Annotated in this window: 12 protein-coding genes; 4 read left to right on the top strand and 8 right to left on the bottom strand. The window is 59.3% G+C overall.

Annotation, left to right across the window (positions count from 1 at the left end; translation table 11 throughout):
* Positions 1-21: 21 nt before the first annotated feature.
* Positions 22-1,560: an AtzH-like domain-containing protein gene (locus ABIB56_RS15490; protein WP_354570126.1), complete on the bottom strand. Its 1,539-nt coding sequence runs from the start codon at positions 1,558-1,560 to the stop codon at positions 22-24.
* Positions 1,557-2,297 carry an acetamidase/formamidase family protein gene (locus tag ABIB56_RS15485; protein WP_354570125.1) on the bottom strand — a complete coding sequence of 247 codons (741 nt, stop codon included), beginning with the start codon at positions 2,295-2,297 and terminating at the stop codon, positions 1,557-1,559. The genes ABIB56_RS15490 and ABIB56_RS15485 overlap by 4 nt, the downstream gene beginning before the upstream one ends.
* A 771-nt stretch (positions 2,298-3,068) precedes the next feature.
* Between ABIB56_RS15485 and ABIB56_RS15480 the strand changes: the two genes are divergently transcribed.
* The 3 genes from ABIB56_RS15480 to ABIB56_RS15470 all read left to right on the top strand — a co-directional run bounded on the left by ABIB56_RS15480 (position 3,069) and on the right by ABIB56_RS15470 (position 5,990).
* Positions 3,069-3,773: a FadR/GntR family transcriptional regulator gene (locus ABIB56_RS15480; protein ID WP_354570124.1), complete on the top strand. Its 705-nt coding sequence runs from the start codon at positions 3,069-3,071 to the stop codon at positions 3,771-3,773.
* Between the two features lie 341 nt (positions 3,774-4,114).
* Positions 4,115-4,696: a recombinase family protein gene (locus ABIB56_RS15475; protein ID WP_354570123.1), complete on the top strand. Its 582-nt coding sequence runs from the start codon at positions 4,115-4,117 to the stop codon at positions 4,694-4,696.
* 196 nt (positions 4,697-4,892) lie between these two features.
* Positions 4,893-5,990, top strand: a complete 1,098-nt coding sequence (locus ABIB56_RS15470) for a GntR family transcriptional regulator (RefSeq protein WP_354570122.1) — start codon at positions 4,893-4,895, stop codon at positions 5,988-5,990.
* A gap of 26 nt (positions 5,991-6,016) precedes the next feature.
* Here ABIB56_RS15470 and ABIB56_RS15465 read toward each other — a convergent pair whose 3' ends face one another.
* From ABIB56_RS15465 to ABIB56_RS15445, 5 genes are all read right to left on the bottom strand, one after another.
* Positions 6,017-7,093: a glycoside hydrolase family 76 protein gene (locus ABIB56_RS15465; RefSeq protein ID WP_354570121.1), complete on the bottom strand. Its 1,077-nt coding sequence runs from the start codon at positions 7,091-7,093 to the stop codon at positions 6,017-6,019.
* Positions 7,090-8,346, bottom strand: coding sequence for an ABC transporter substrate-binding protein (locus ABIB56_RS15460; RefSeq protein WP_354570120.1), 1,257 nt, complete (start codon positions 8,344-8,346; stop codon positions 7,090-7,092). The genes ABIB56_RS15465 and ABIB56_RS15460 overlap by 4 nt, the downstream gene beginning before the upstream one ends.
* 49 nt (positions 8,347-8,395) lie before the next feature.
* On the bottom strand, positions 8,396-9,316 hold the full coding sequence (locus tag ABIB56_RS15455) for a carbohydrate ABC transporter permease (protein ID WP_354570119.1): 921 nt from the start codon (positions 9,314-9,316) through the stop codon (positions 8,396-8,398).
* On the bottom strand, positions 9,313-10,131 hold the full coding sequence (locus ABIB56_RS15450; RefSeq protein WP_354570118.1) for a carbohydrate ABC transporter permease: 819 nt from the start codon (positions 10,129-10,131) through the stop codon (positions 9,313-9,315). The genes ABIB56_RS15455 and ABIB56_RS15450 overlap by 4 nt, the downstream gene beginning before the upstream one ends.
* Before the next feature lie 173 nt (positions 10,132-10,304).
* Positions 10,305-11,639, bottom strand: a complete 1,335-nt coding sequence (locus tag ABIB56_RS15445) for a glycoside hydrolase family 125 protein (protein ID WP_354570117.1) — start codon at positions 11,637-11,639, stop codon at positions 10,305-10,307.
* A gap of 122 nt (positions 11,640-11,761) precedes the next feature.
* On the opposite strand from ABIB56_RS15445, the gene ABIB56_RS15440 reads away from it, so the two are divergent.
* Positions 11,762-13,318 (top strand): glycoside hydrolase family 76 protein, encoded by a 1,557-nt coding sequence (locus ABIB56_RS15440; RefSeq protein WP_354570116.1) that lies wholly within the window; start codon positions 11,762-11,764, stop codon positions 13,316-13,318.
* Positions 13,319-13,721: 403 nt separating this feature from the next.
* Here ABIB56_RS15440 and ABIB56_RS15435 read toward each other — a convergent pair whose 3' ends face one another.
* A complete protein-coding gene (locus tag ABIB56_RS15435) occupies positions 13,722-14,036 on the bottom strand; it encodes a hypothetical protein (RefSeq protein ID WP_354570115.1) in 315 nt (104 codons plus the stop codon).
* Positions 14,037-14,265: the final 229 nt, after the last annotated feature.

Raw genomic sequence — 14,265 nt, 5'->3', positions numbered from 1 at the left:
GGATGACGGTGCTGTTGGCGATCAGTTGTCCAACTGACGCCGTGCAAATGAAACGAGGGACAGGTCGGTGCGTTCTTGCCCCAGGAAGCTGACGCCGGCCAGAAGCCTGTCGGCTTCGGGCAGCGGTGCAGCCACCGCGGGTACCCCCGCGATCGAGGCAAGAAATGTCAGTCGCAGGGTGCGGGCGCGATCGGCATCGATCGCGGAGGCATCTGCTCTGAGAAGAGGCGGCACATCCGCCGTCGTGGGGATCATGAGTATCCGTCCGATTAGGGCAGCGCGAATGACAGCTCGCGCCTCTTCCACGTCGTGCCGGGCAGTATTGGCCGCCGCGGGTGTTACCCGACTTGCATCGGCAAACCGTGACGCCACCTCTGCGCCGAGAACACCGGGATGTGACGTGATCCAGGTTCCGCAGCACTGCCATGCTTCAAACGCTTGAAGGGTGCGGAAGGCTGCGAACCACAATTCTGTGTCACCGTCGAGTTCGATCGCCGCAGCGCCGAGGCGTTCAGCAAGTGCGTCTGTGGCGAAACGTACGGCATCGGCAGCGAGAGCAGTGAGCGAGTGCACAATCACGAGTTCGGGCTGAACCGCGTACTCGGTGGTGTCTCGATCTGCGAGCATCGCGCTGGTCACCCGCTCGAGCATTGCTCCGTCGCGGGTAAGCCAGCCGATCGCGTCAAATGTCGGGGCCAGTGGAAGAACTCCCGAGGTGTTGACGAGCCCGGTGGTCGTGCGGATGCCCCATAGCCCTTGGTAGGACGCCGGAACTCGGATCGACCCGGCCGTGTCAGTACCGAGCCCGATGCTCACTTCTCCGCGTGATACGGCGACTGATGCACCACTCGTCGAGCCACCGGGGATGCGGCGCGGGTCACGGGGGTTCGTTGGAGTTCCATAACGCGAGTTGGTGCCGGCAAGTCCGTACGCGAACTGGTCGGTCTGCGCTACGCCCGTAATGGAAGCGCCGGCAGCCAATAGAATTTGCACGACTGGGGCAGATGTCTCCCGTGGCTCACCCTCCGTCGCGAACTCGGGAATGCCTGCCCCGATGCTGAGGCCCCGGACCGAGAACATGTCCTTGACGGCGACAGTTTGACCGTCCAACGTGCCGGAGTCAGTGGGGGCGAGGAGTGGAAATCCAACAATTCGCCACACCGTACGGTCGATCGGCGCCGCGGGAGCGGTGACGTGAGCGGCGCTAACCTTCCACCCGCCGTCGACACGACGCCAGAGCTGAGTCTGCTGACCAGGCGTTCCTGTGGTTGATGCCACTTCGGCGATGATCAGCGCGAGGTCATCCTCCTCAACGCGGACGTGTATGCGCCGCACTAAGCGAGTTGGCACAGCGGTGCGCGAAGCTCGAAAGTCGCTTGTGGCATCGAACCCCACAATGACCATGGTGCCGTCGCCGCGCAGCGTGGAGGCGCTTGCGAGGAAGGCGGCGTCAAGTTTGTCGACATCGTTTTGCATCAGAGCAGCGTCGTAGTCCCAGAAAGCGTCAAGGAGCCCACTTGGGACGGGTGTGTTACTCAGAACCGGAATGTCAAAGATCATTTGGCAGCCCTAAGGATGAAACGGGCGAGGGTCGTGTCGCGAACGGATGGGAAGTCGGAAACCCTCACCGCGCCGTGCACACCTTTCACGATGTCGACTGCTTGCGAAACGGAGAAATCGACAGCTGCGCTGAGGTAGAGGTACGCGAGGTGGCGGTCCATACCAAATATCGCCACCACGAGTTCGAGGGCGTTGGCCGTGCACCGTCGCATTGCCAAATCGAGGTTCTCGCTGAGTCCCATGGGCACGATCATTCCGTGGCCTGCCGCGAACGGCCCTTCTACAGACGCAATGTCAACGAGAAGCTCCCCCGGAATGATGTCAACAGTTAGCTTGGCGCGAAGCGGGGCCTCGAGCGCTGTGAGAGCGACTTCACCGTTTCCTTGGGCGTAATGCGGGTCACCAACGAAGAGAAGCGCATCGTCCACCTGCACGGGCAGGAAAAGTGTCGACCCGGGATTAAGCAGCTTGACATCGGTATTGCCGCCATACAATCCAGGCAGTGTCGAGTGCGGACGCGAAGCAGAGTCGGAGGCGACACCCATCATGCCAAGGAACGGCGCGATCGGGAAGCGAACCGTTTCGCCCGATCCTGGCGTGAGGGAGATGGCGCCCACATGGCCACAGCTCACCGGCTCCACGATGCAAACGGCGCTGTAGTTGCCCTCGATTGCACCCCCTCCTGCCAGCACCCCGCGCCCGTGACGCGTACTGATCACCCCGTAGGAAGTGCGCATATCGAGAGCATTAATATGAACAGCTAAGAGGTCACCTACCTTGGCCCCCCGAATAGCGACCGGCCCGGTCGCTATGTGCGGTCCATCACCTTCCTCCCGAACTACTGAACGTGAAATCGCGACGGTGTCCCTGAGAACGTCGGTTGCCGGAATGCCTGAACGACCGAAGAACGCGACTGGGTCCGATCCCTGATCAGGCATGATGCCCTCGTGACTCACCGTGTCAATGATGAAAGTCTCGCCGTCCTCGACGCTTGCTATTGGCGTGTCGATCCGTAAGGGCAGTCGGCCCCAGATGACAGTGTTCGGGCCGGCTGGAACGTAAGTGACATCACTCTCGACGCCCTCGCTGGACTGTATCGGCTGGCCGACCGGTGATGCGGTGACGACAGTCATGGGACCTCTGCGAGTCAGGGGGAACGGAAGATATCGAAGTACCGATTGGTCAGACCACCGGACTACTTGAGATGCTAGGGCAGCCTCCCGGCCTCATCACGGCGTTAAACGAGAACGTCACGGGGCATTTACGCCCCCGAAACATTGGCGCCGCGGTACTACAAACGTTGCGATGAAATCGCTCGTACTCGACTCATTTCGACTGAATCTAGGTCCCAACTGCATTTTTGCGTGACTACTGCTGCGCTCGAATCGTCTGAAGGCTCGACCGCCAAAGACCTCTCCGTCGCTATAGTCTGAAGCCTGGACGATTGGTCCGACCAACAAACCGATCGCCCTCTTCCAATGCACCCTTTATGAATTTGAAAGGCCAAAATGAACTCTGCGCCGATCCCGCGTCTCGTCCGTCGGACGCGTAGCGTAAGCGCCGAACTGGCCGCTCATCTCGAACGTCTCATCGTCAACGGAGAACTCGCGCCCGGTGCTCGACTTCCCCCCGAGAGAGAGCTCGCGGCCGAGATGAGCGTTTCCCGTGCATCCCTGCGTCAGGCCATGTTTGAGCTCGAATCAAAGAATCTGATAGAACGACGTCAAGGTCGAGGAAGCACCATCGTCGCCGCCTCCGCCGGGGCGACAACTCTTCGAACTGAACTCGCCGCGGTCGATATAGCGATCGCAAACGCCATCGAACTTCGTGACATCGTCGAACCGCGGATCGCGGGATTCGCTGCGCAAAGGGTGGCCGAATCTAACCTCCTTCAGCTGGACCAGGTTCTTGCCCAGTCCAACGAAAACCTCTCGGCAGCCGAATCCTTCCGACTGGACAAGGAATTCCACCAACTCCTCGCTCATGCATCGCAGAATCCCCTTCTCGTGACGCTATGTGAAATGACCACCGATTGGACAGAGGAGACCCGCGGCCTCTCCCATGCCACACGCACGGGGCGTCGCATTTCCATCGAAGGCCACATTTCGATCTACGAGGCCGTCGGCCGCAGGGATGCGGATGCGGCATCCGCGGCGATGGAGAAACATCTTCTCGACGTGCGTAACATCATCGCCGCTGGGCCCACCACGTGAAAGGTTCCTCACAATCTTCGGGGTCTTCTTCTCTTCCAGGTTTGCGGACAGATGTTCAACGTTGTGGCCGTATTCGGCCGTCATCCCGGGACCTACCGACGCTGACAGAGACATTGTTGAGTCAAAGAGCTGCCCGGACACACGGGGACTATTCGGGATGACGATGCATCGGCGGCTCGCCTTATCAAAGGATCCTTTAACGGGACGGGCCGCGGATGGGTCGCCACCCGAAATGCTCACGGCCAGTTCGAGCGCGGATGCGTCTCAACAACGTGTCTCACTCTGACATTCTCAACATTATTTGATCACTTCCTTTGGCGAGAAAGTAGAAGACCAGCCGCATGACAATACTTGGGTACGCGCGGGTGAGCACGGCGGATCAGAATACCGAGCTGCAGATCCGGGAATTGGAGGCTGCGGGATGCAGTCGCATCTACCGCGATCATGGAGTCAGCGGGACTAAGACCAGCCGACCCGAGTTGGACAGAATGCTCGACCGTCTCAGCCTGGGCGATGAAGTTGTGGTGTGGAAACTCGACCGGCTCGGACGCAACACCCGGCACTTGCTGGAACTGCTTGACGGTTTCGCGGAGCGGGGCATCAAGTTCCGCTCCCTCCGCGATGGCATCGCCACTGATCCCGGGAGCGATCTGGGCGGCGCTATGGCTAAAGCCATGGTCACGATCTTGTCCGCGTTCGCCCAGCTCGAGCGCGACCAGCTTTCGGAACGAACCCGCGCCGGCATGGCAGTCGCCGCGTCCCACGGGCGGAAGGCCGGGCGGCGCGAAATTGCTGCTGACGATCGCAGCGTCAAGCGTGCCCACGAGCTAAAAGCCCAAGGCCTGAAACCGACCGACATCGGAAAAATCATCGGGACTAGCCGCGCCACCGTCTACCGGTACCTCGGCATGAATGTCGGCTGAAGTCGCCACTGCGCCGATCCAGCTAAATTTGGAGCAGTCTGTCGTGCCTTCGGCGGCCGTATGTGGCGACCTTGCGCGCTCCCAAGCGTCATCGAGCCGATCTGTCATGTGGAGGCAAGCTCGAGCGCAGAGCTTTGGGCAATGTTTCCATAAGGTACATTAATTATGTCTGACCACTGATTTTGGAGGAGCTTGTATGGTCCTCCTTTATCGACAGGTCTACGAGGGACTTTTATCAGACATCCGAAATGGAACGTTCGCGGTAGGAGACAAGCTTCCGCTCGTGGCTGAACTGACAGCAAAGTTTTCGGTCAGCTCCATCACTCTCAAGCATGCCCTCGACCTCCTGAGAGATGATGGCTACATCAGTCGACGACCCCGTGTCGGCACGATCGTGATCAGCACGAATCCGAGTCCTGCGCCCGAACCGCGCGGGAAGAATCGACCAATGGTTGGGTGCGTTTTGACGAGCTTCGACGACACGTTCGGCACACGTGTTATGGAAGGAATACTCGGGGAAGCCGGACTCGATGCACATTTGCTCCTGAAGCGATCGGGAGGCAGCATCGACGAGGAGGACAAGGCGATCCGGGCACTCGTCGATGCGGGCGTGGCAGGTCTCATCCTGTTACCGAGTACGTCCCAATTCATTCCACCCGCGGCGCTCGAACTGGTGATGAAGCGATTTCCCGTCGTCATTCTCGATCGAAGCTATGACGGAATACCAGTTTCGACCGTCTTTTCTGACAATTTCGAGTCCGCCAAGGTGGCGACGGAATACCTTCTCGACCTCGGACACGAACGGGTGGGTTTCATCGCTTCGGCAAGCAGAGTCTCGACCAATGACGAGAGGGAGAACGGTTACGTCCGCGCACACGCGATGAGACACCTTCCATTGCCTGCGACATCGGAGTTAAGGACATTGCAGTCGACGCTCCCGGGGGCGACTGCGACGATCGACGACGACATCGCGAGCCTGATGGAGTTCTTGACCGCCAACGCTGATGTGACCGCGTTTCTGGTCACCGAGTACAACATTGCCGTGTTGTTGCGTCAGGCTTGCCGCATCCTCGGCCTGAGCGTTCCTGACGACGTTTCGATCATCTGCTTCGACCATCCGATCGCTTTTGCGGACCAGGGGCTGTTCCGTTTCACCCACGTGGAGCAAGACCAGCACGCCCTCGGACGACGAGCTATGGAGCAGGTTTTGGCGCAGATCGAAGACCGAAACGATGTCGAAAAAGTGATCGTCCCCAGCACCCTCGTCTCCGGACAGTCGACGTCTAAGCCATAACGCCCCCGGAACAAGTAAACACGCAGCTAGCTCTGATTCTCGAGCCGGGCTCGGAGCTCGGTCGCCATCATCGCGCTCAGCTGGGTCGAATACGGGATGCTTCCCTCAGATTTCCGAGTCCAATCGTTCGCGGCGAGGAAGTATCCCTCGCTGGGTGCGTTTCGCCACAGCGAGTCGGTGCTCGATGTCACAAATTCCCGCAATGCCAAGTAGTCGGTACCGCCCGCAGGTAGTTCCTCGAGGAGGAGCGCGACGTACCGATAGTAGATTCCTTTGAACAGCCCTTCGTCGCCGCCGGCCCCTTCGTCCTCAAAGACTCCGCGGGGGGCTAGTTCCCGGATGGCTGTGAGGGCTGTCCGAATAGCCAAACGAACCAGTTCCCCATGTGCGCGGACACGGGAGAGTTCCACAGCGGCGCCAATATACAGTCCTTGGTTGTAGGTGAAGCGCCACTGGGTGTCGACCATTCCGCTGCCTTCACGGTTGATGCCGTCTTCCACGAAACCGTCGCGGACGTTGACGAGGGTATCGCTGAGCCAATCGAAGGCGGTTTCAGCAAATCTCAGATAGTCGGGACGGTTGGCCCGTTCGTCCCGTTGGAAGAGTCTGCAGCCGAGGATGATGAGCGGCCCGTTCGCTGGTGTGTTCTTGTAATAGAGTTGCTGCTTGCGCCAGGCGAGGCTGTCACCAAGTTCTCCGTTCCATCCGTACGTGATGACGTGATCCCAGATTGCGATCGCGTCGTCGAGATAGTGCTTGGCGCTGGTGCGGTCGAAGAGGCGGACGATCGCCAGTGCGTACCAGAGCATGTCGTCGAAGTAGTCGTTGAACAGGGAATTCCCGTTTCGTTCGAGAATGTTGCGGTAAACCTCCTCGGCCTGTTCAAGACGGGCAGGATCTCCGGATCGGTCATAGGCGTCCACTCGGGCGTCGATGAGGTGGGCAAGCCACCAGTAGTTGAACGTGTCGTTGTGGCGTGACGACACCGGGTAGGTGTTGTCGAACAGCTGCGGCGGATCGGTCCGGTAGAAATGGTCGAAGCTATCCTGAGCGAGTTCGGCGCGGGTGTCCCAGACACTCGTCGAGGTGAGAGTCGTCGTCACTTCTTGTTCTCCTGCAATATCTGGTCACCCTGGACTTGAGCCTGCGAGAGCGCCTGACTGGCAGTCAGTTCGCCGGACATGAACTTCTGCAGCGCCGGGGTGAGGGCCTTACCCTCGACGTCCGAGTAGCCGGCAACGCTGGGTCGCACTTTGGCATAATCGAGGGTTTTGACGAATGCCGCCAGGTTGGCGTTCTGAGAGAAGTAGGGGTCCTTGGCGGCGTCCCGGTTCGCGGGCAGCCAGCTGGAGATTTTCGAGAACGCGACACCATTCTTCGGCTCTGTCGCCCACCACTTCATGAACGCCCACGCACCGTCGCTTTGCTTGGCACCTTGCGGGATGACGAGACCGAATCCGCCCATCGTCGCACCCTTATCCCCGCTCGGACCGACGGGAGGCTCGGCAACACCATAGCTGAGCGATGTGACCTGATCCAGGGAAGGAATGTCCCACGGACCGTCCATCTGCATCGCGGCGTTTCCCGCGGCGAATGCGTTAGTGCCGTCTCCGAAGCCCTGCGTATATACGCCCGCGTCCGTAAGGCTCTTCCAGAAGTTCAAAACGTCAAGACCCTGCGGAGAATTGAACGCCGTCTTAGTACCCGCCTTGTTGACGAGTTGACCTCCGGCTTCGGCGAGGTACATCGCAAAAAGGCCCGGATCACTGAGGAGAAAACCAGACGTTTGTAGCTTGCCGCCGGATGTGAGGGTTAGCTTTTCGGCGTCGGTCTTCAACTCCGCCCACGTTGTTGGCGGGGTAAGCCCATGGTCTGCGAACATCTTTTTGTTGTACACGAGCGAGCGATTATCAACCAGTGTTGGAAGGCCGTACAACTTGCCGCCGGATTTCATCTCGCCGAGCGCTTGCGGATAGAACGCCTTCAGATTCACGTTGTCTTTCGTCACCCGTTCGTCGATGCTCTGCAACGCACCCTTTGGAGCGTACAGCGCAGTCTGGTAGCGGTCCCACATCACAAGATCTGGAACCTGCCCTCCGGCGACCGCCGTCAGAAGCTTCTGTTCGACCAGTTCTTGCGGCACATAATTCACCACATATTTGGACTGGCTCGCGTTGAATTTTGACGTCATCTGGTCGATTTGTTTAACCTGGTCGCCTCCCCACGATCCCCACATAACAACTTTTTGCGGCCCCGAGGAAGTGGCCGGAGCGGATGCTGCTGCGCATCCAGCGAGGAGGAGAGCGGATGCGGCGACTGCCGCGATGGCGGTGCCGAGCCGTGTGCGTGACTTCATTGTCTGAATTCCTTACCTGATTTGATCGTTGTGATTTGAGATAGGGCGGTTATTTTGTGCCGACGTGGGCGATCCCCTCGATGATGTAGCGCTGTGCGAGGACGAAGATAAGCAGAACGGGAAGGCTGGAGATGATGGTTCCGGCCATCAAAGGTCCGTAGTTAGTCGAATAGTTGTTGACGAAGGACGACAGACCCACTTGCACGGTGAACATGTTGGGGTCGTTGAGCACGATCAGCGGCCAGAGGAAGTTGTTCCACCCTGCTTGGAAGCTGAGGATGCCAAGTACTGCAAGTCCTGCCTTGGCGAGTGGGAAGTAGACCTGGGCGAAGATACGGAACTCGCTCGCTCCGTCGATTCGGGCGGCTTCTCCGTACTCATCGGGCAGCGACTCGAAGAACTGCTTCATGAAGAACACGGCGAAGGCACCCGCAGCACCCGGCACGATGACTGCCCAATACGTGTTCAGTAACCCGATTCCGCCGTTTCCGGTGAGGTCGTTTCCGCCCGCAAAGGGGAAGTGACGCAGAACCAAAAAGGTGGGGATCATCGTCACAATCCCAGGGATCATGAGCGAAGCGAGGAACGCGCCGAAGACGGGCGCGCGTCCCCGGAATCGGAGCTTTGCAAACGCGTAACCAGCGAGGGCGCCAAAGAACATATTCGCCACCGCTCCGCCGACACCGATGATGAGCGAGTTAACGAAGTACCGTGCGAAAGGCACGGTCGTGAACGCTTCAACATAGTTACCGAGAGTCGGAGCCTTCGAGATCAGGTTCAAGGCACCACTGAGAATCTCCGCCGGCGGTTTGAACGACGTGGCCAACGTCCAAATCAGTGGTGCGACTGTTGCGACACTGATCAAAGTCACTGCTGCGAACCAAATGACGCTTTTGATCGACTTCCTCGAGCGGGCCTTTCGCCGGTCTGGGCTGATCGAGACAGTGAGGGGTCGCGTGGTGCTACTCATGCTCCGTCCTTTCGGTTGGTGAGGCGCGAGTTGAGGACCGAGAACACGAGAATGATGACGAACAGCACGAACGACAGCGCGGATGCGTATCCCATTTCAAGCGATCCGAAGCCCTTGTTATAGATGTAATAGACCATCGTGATCGTGCTGTTTCCCGGGCCACCTTTGGTCAGGACATAAGCCTGGTCGAAGACCTGGAACGCTCCGATGATCAACAAGGTAGACACGAGGAACGTCGTCCGACGAAGGGCCGGAGTGATGACGAATCGGAACACCTGCCAAGCGTTTGCCCCGTCGAGGCGAGCCGCTTCCTTAAGGTCCGGGGAAACCCCTTGAAGACCGCCAAGAAAAATGATCATGTTAGCGCCGAAACCGGCCCATACGCTCATGAATACGATCGCGGGCATCGCCCACTTCGAGTCGTACAGCCAAGCAGGCCCATTGATCCCCACCCAACCGAGGGCGACGTTGATCAGTCCCTTCTGCGGGTTAAGCAGCCAATACCAAATGGTCGCGGTGGCAACGGTGGAGGAGATCACCGGGATATAGAACAGCGTCCGGTATACGCGAATAACGCCGGCATTTCGGTTCAGCAATAGAGCGGTTCCGAGTGCCACAACAAGTCCAAGCGGAACGTAGAGCACTGTGTAATAGGTCGTATTGCGCAGAGCAATCCAGAAGAAGGGATCGCGCCAGATGCGCACGTAATTGTCAAAGCCGACCCAGTTCGCAGATCCAACGACGGCATAGTCGCTCAGGCTGACGACCCCGGCAATGATGATCGGTAAGAGCATGAACACGATGAAAAGTGCCACCGGGATAGCGAGGAACAGCCACGCTGCGCGAGCTTGCTGCCGCCGCATCGCGCTCATACCTCGATTGGACCGCGCGCGCAAAGAAAGCGGTAGGGACCGGACCGGATCGGTTGACTTCGCGCTTCGATCGTCGCGTGCGGCGGGCAAAAGTGGATCTACGGGAGTGAGTACCTTCATTGACGAATCATCTCCCCGGTGTCAAGTGCGCGCTGAGGTTCGCGGATGTGGGTGCGGAGGCCGCAGACGTCGAGCACGAGTTCGCAGAACATCGCGTTAGCCCACGAAAACCAGGGACGGGTGTACTGCCGAGGATCGTCGACCGAGAATGACTCGTGCATCAGGTCGGTTCCCGCGTGGGTGGACGAGAGGACATCCAGCAACCACCTCTTCTCGTCCGGGTCGTCAGTGGTCAGCCCTTGAATTGCGAGAGCAATGGGCCAGACCTGGCCCGGCGGGGTGTGCGGACTTCCGACACCGGCCGCGTGCGTGCCGCTGAAGTAGAACGGGTTGGCGTCGCTGAGGAGGAATTCGCGGGTCGCAAGGTAGAGGGCATCGTCTTTTCTCGTCCAGCCGATAAACGGGAGCGAGAGCAGACTCGGCACGTTCGCGTCATCGATCATAAGAGCCGATCCGCGTCCGTCCACCTCATAGGCGTAAACGGTGTCGCCGGCGGGTGTCGCGGCAGTCCCGAACTCGCGGAGCCCCTCCTCGATACCCAGGCTGAGCTCCCGAGCGTCGGTAGCGAGGTCCGTGTCGCCGAAAACCTCAGCCGCCAGTTGCCCGAGATGGCGGAGCTCCACAGCAGCGAACGCATTGCCCGGAATGTTGTATCCGTAAACGCACGCATCGTCGCTTGGCCGGAAACCACTCCAAGTCAGGCCGGTCGGCGCGGTGATCGGGCCCCGGCCGTCCCGGCTCAGGGAGTCGCTCTCCGGGGCATCGAGACGCTGGAAGCGATAGGCGGATGTCTCGTGATGCAGTTCTCGCCGCCACAGGTCGACGATCACCCGCGCAGCGTCGAGAAAGTGTTCGTCGAGGTGCTCGGTGCGTCCGGTCGTCGACCAAATGTCATGCGCGAGCTGGATCGGATAACACAGGGAATCGACCTCGTATTTGCGCTCCCAGACCCAGGGTCCCCCATCCGTCACGTCCGCATTATGATCCGACTCCCCCGTCGGCCCGGCGTTGAAGGCGTTCGCATACGGATCCTCCACGATGCAGGCGAGCTGGCGGCGGGAGATCCTCACGACGGTGTCGGCCAGTACCTTGTCCTCGGTGAGGAAGTGGAGGTAGGGGGTGAGTTGCGCTGTTGAGTCGCGAAGCCACATCGCCGGAATGTCGCCGGTTACCATGAACAGGCTCCCATCCTCGACCTCACTCAGCGTGGTCGACAAGGTGTCAGAGAAGCAGTTCGCGAAGACCTCTGCGACAGAGGCGGGCATCCGCTCGCGAACATACTCGTTGACTCGGGTGACGAGGTCGTCGCTGATGCGAGCAACAGTGCTCACTTTTGCTCCTTGCAATGATGGGGATTTCTGACAATCATATTCATATGACTTGTGACTGCAAGTTTTTAATTTAAATATATTTATTGCTATTCTCGTTGATGCGGATGGCATAGGGGAGCGAAATGAGAAGATCGCGCGTCTTAGCAGGCTTAGTAGCAACGTCAATTGCGGCGGCAGGGTTGGTGGCTGGAGGAGCGCTTGCGTCACCAGCTCCCGCTCAGGCGTTGACAGCCTCGCAGGCGACCAGTTCGTACGACTCGTTCATCTCGAAATTTTGGGATCCGACGGCCAAATACTTTTACACCTGTAGCGATCATCTGGTGCATTCGGAGCACGCCGTGGACCCGCAGGGTGGCAAATACACGGACTACTGGTGGGGGGCACAACTCTGGGAAATGGTAATGGACCGGTATCAGCGCACCGGGGACAGTGCCTCACGGGCCATGATCGACGATGTTTTCGCCGGCTTCCAAGCCGCGTATCCGGATTTCAAGGCTAACGACTGGAACGACGACATGGGGTGGTGGGCCAAAGCAAGCGCCCGGGCCTATGAACTCACCGGCGAGACCAAGTTCCTCGACGAATCGAAGAACATCTTCGCCTACATTTCGACGTTCGAAGACACCACGTATGGCGGGGGTATCTGGTGGAAGAACGTCAATGTTGGTAACGGCTCCCTTAACGAGAAGAACGTGGCAACCAACGGCACCGCCATCGCCACCGCCCTTCGGTTGTATGCCGACACCGGAGACGCCACTTACCGTGACACGGCCGAGCGCCTCTACACCTGGCTTGACAGCAACTTCAATCGCAGCGGCCATATCCGAGATCACGTCTCAGGGACGGGGCAGTTCACTGACTACGACTGGACCTACAACCAGGGCCAGTTCGCCGAAGCCGCGCTCCAAATGTATGTCGCCACTGGCACAGCCAGCTATCTCACCGAATCGAAATCCGCCATCGACTGGGCCGTCTCCAACCTCACCTCCTCCGGCACGTTCCTCTACGAGGGAGACGTCGACACCGCAGGCTTCAAAGCTATCCTCACCCGCGACATCCGCGACCTCATCACCGCCGGAGGACAGACCCAGTACAAAAGCCTCCTCACCGCAAACGCGTCGCAGATCGCCAACCATGTGAATTCCGACGGGATCGGAGGGTACGACTGGACCGCGCCGACCCCGGCACTGGCAACGCAACCAGTGCAGAGCCTGGGAGCTGGAGCTGCGGTTGCGATAATGCAACAGGCCCTCCCTGACAACAGCAACGCGATTGTGGAAGGCTCGGGCGTGTATGAGGCGGAAAACGCTGTGCGCAACGGTGTGAACACTGAAAGTACGAACACCGGCTACACCGGCCGCGGATACCTTGCGGGGTGGAACAGCACCGGGACAAGCGTCACATTCAACGTCAACGTGAACGCCGCTGGCACCTACCCGATCACGTTCCGATATGCCGCGGCAGCAGGCGACGCGAGCAGGCAGCTCATCGCGCCAGCAGGGACCGCCACGACCATCACTTTCCCCTCGACGGGAAACTGGACTACTTGGTCGACCATAACCGCAGGAGTTACGCTCGTGCAGGGATCCAACGCGATCACCCTCAAGCTCGACACCAGCGCCGGGAACGCGGCATACCTGAACCTCGACAACGCCACCATCGACCTCAACGCGCACTAATAACGCCTCAATTGCGAAAGCGACCGGCCTTCACAAAGGTCGGGCGCTTTTGTGCGAACGTCGTGACGGTCTCGAGTCAGATAACCAGACTTGGCGGGTATTGCGTGCTATTTCATGCCGGAGACAGCCGCCACGTGGTCATGTTCGGTGGCGAGCGAGGCATGCTCGATCGTCTGACGATCTGTCTCGAAACCTCTTTTGATTCGCCTCCCATAGGATGCGAGAGCGACGCTCGTAAAAAACCTCGCCGTTGACGTTTCGGCCGTTTGATTTCGGCAGCGACTTTTGGACAGGTGGCGGACCCGGAAGTTGAGGCGTCTGTCGATGTTCGCGATTGCCTGCACGAATGTCACGAAACCCTGCACTTCGAAATAAGAGTGGCGAGGCGTAAGCAGGGGAACCCCTACCGTCCGGATCGGAAGGGCCAGTCCTGCTCGTGAGTTGGAAGAACGGCAACGATCTGATCGTCGTCCTCGTAGGTGATGCGTCCTGGTGACGTGGTTCGTAGTTCCATCCATCCGACCCCGTACCTGTCCAACAGGTCGAGGTAGCCATGGGTCGCGTCGAGCAGCTCTCGTGCCGATGCTGTGAACCAGGATCTCGCCCCGGCATTCGCTTCCGGGTCGAAGCAGTCCGGCGCGACGGTGGTGGGGTCGGCGTACAGCGTGTTGGCCCGGTCATTTGCCCTGCGGTGCCAGGCTGCATCTTGAACAGTCAACAGGTTGCTTGACGCGAGGCCGTTCGCGAGTGCGAAGACGCCGGGGAAAGTGCCTCGTCTATTGGGAGCGGTGCTCTAAAAGCGGACGTACTCGGTCACAGTCGAACTCTCCTCATTGGTAACCGCCTGACGGGCTAGTACTACAGTCGCGTTTATGGGATGTGTCCGCGGGTTCGATAATGATGTCGTTTCGCTGTTTGTTGATGTCGGCGTCGCCAGCGTGAGCGGC

The organism is Glaciihabitans sp. UYNi722, from assembly GCF_040549465.1.
GTDB lineage: Bacteria > Actinomycetota > Actinomycetes > Actinomycetales > Microbacteriaceae > Lacisediminihabitans.
The sequence above is the reverse complement of the archived record's forward strand: the minus strand, read 5'-3'. Positions and strand labels throughout refer to the sequence as shown.

Excerpts from the sequence above, each read along its gene's own strand:
- ABIB56_RS15490 (WP_354570126.1), bottom strand. The coding sequence starts at position 1,560 with ATGATCTTTGACATTCCGGTTCTGAGTAACACACCCGTCCCAAGTGGG.
- ABIB56_RS15485 (WP_354570125.1), bottom strand. The coding sequence starts at position 2,297 with ATGCGCACTTCCTACGGGGTGATCAGTACGCGTCACGGGCGCGGGGTG.
- ABIB56_RS15480 (WP_354570124.1), top strand. The coding sequence starts at position 3,069 with ATGAACTCTGCGCCGATCCCGCGTCTCGTCCGTCGGACGCGTAGCGTA.
- ABIB56_RS15475 (WP_354570123.1), top strand. The coding sequence starts at position 4,115 with ATGACAATACTTGGGTACGCGCGGGTGAGCACGGCGGATCAGAATACC.
- ABIB56_RS15470 (WP_354570122.1), top strand. The coding sequence starts at position 4,893 with ATGGTCCTCCTTTATCGACAGGTCTACGAGGGACTTTTATCAGACATC.
- ABIB56_RS15460 (WP_354570120.1), bottom strand. The coding sequence starts at position 8,346 with ATGAAGTCACGCACACGGCTCGGCACCGCCATCGCGGCAGTCGCCGCA.
- ABIB56_RS15455 (WP_354570119.1), bottom strand. The coding sequence starts at position 9,316 with ATGAGTAGCACCACGCGACCCCTCACTGTCTCGATCAGCCCAGACCGG.
- ABIB56_RS15440 (WP_354570116.1), top strand. The coding sequence starts at position 11,762 with ATGAGAAGATCGCGCGTCTTAGCAGGCTTAGTAGCAACGTCAATTGCG.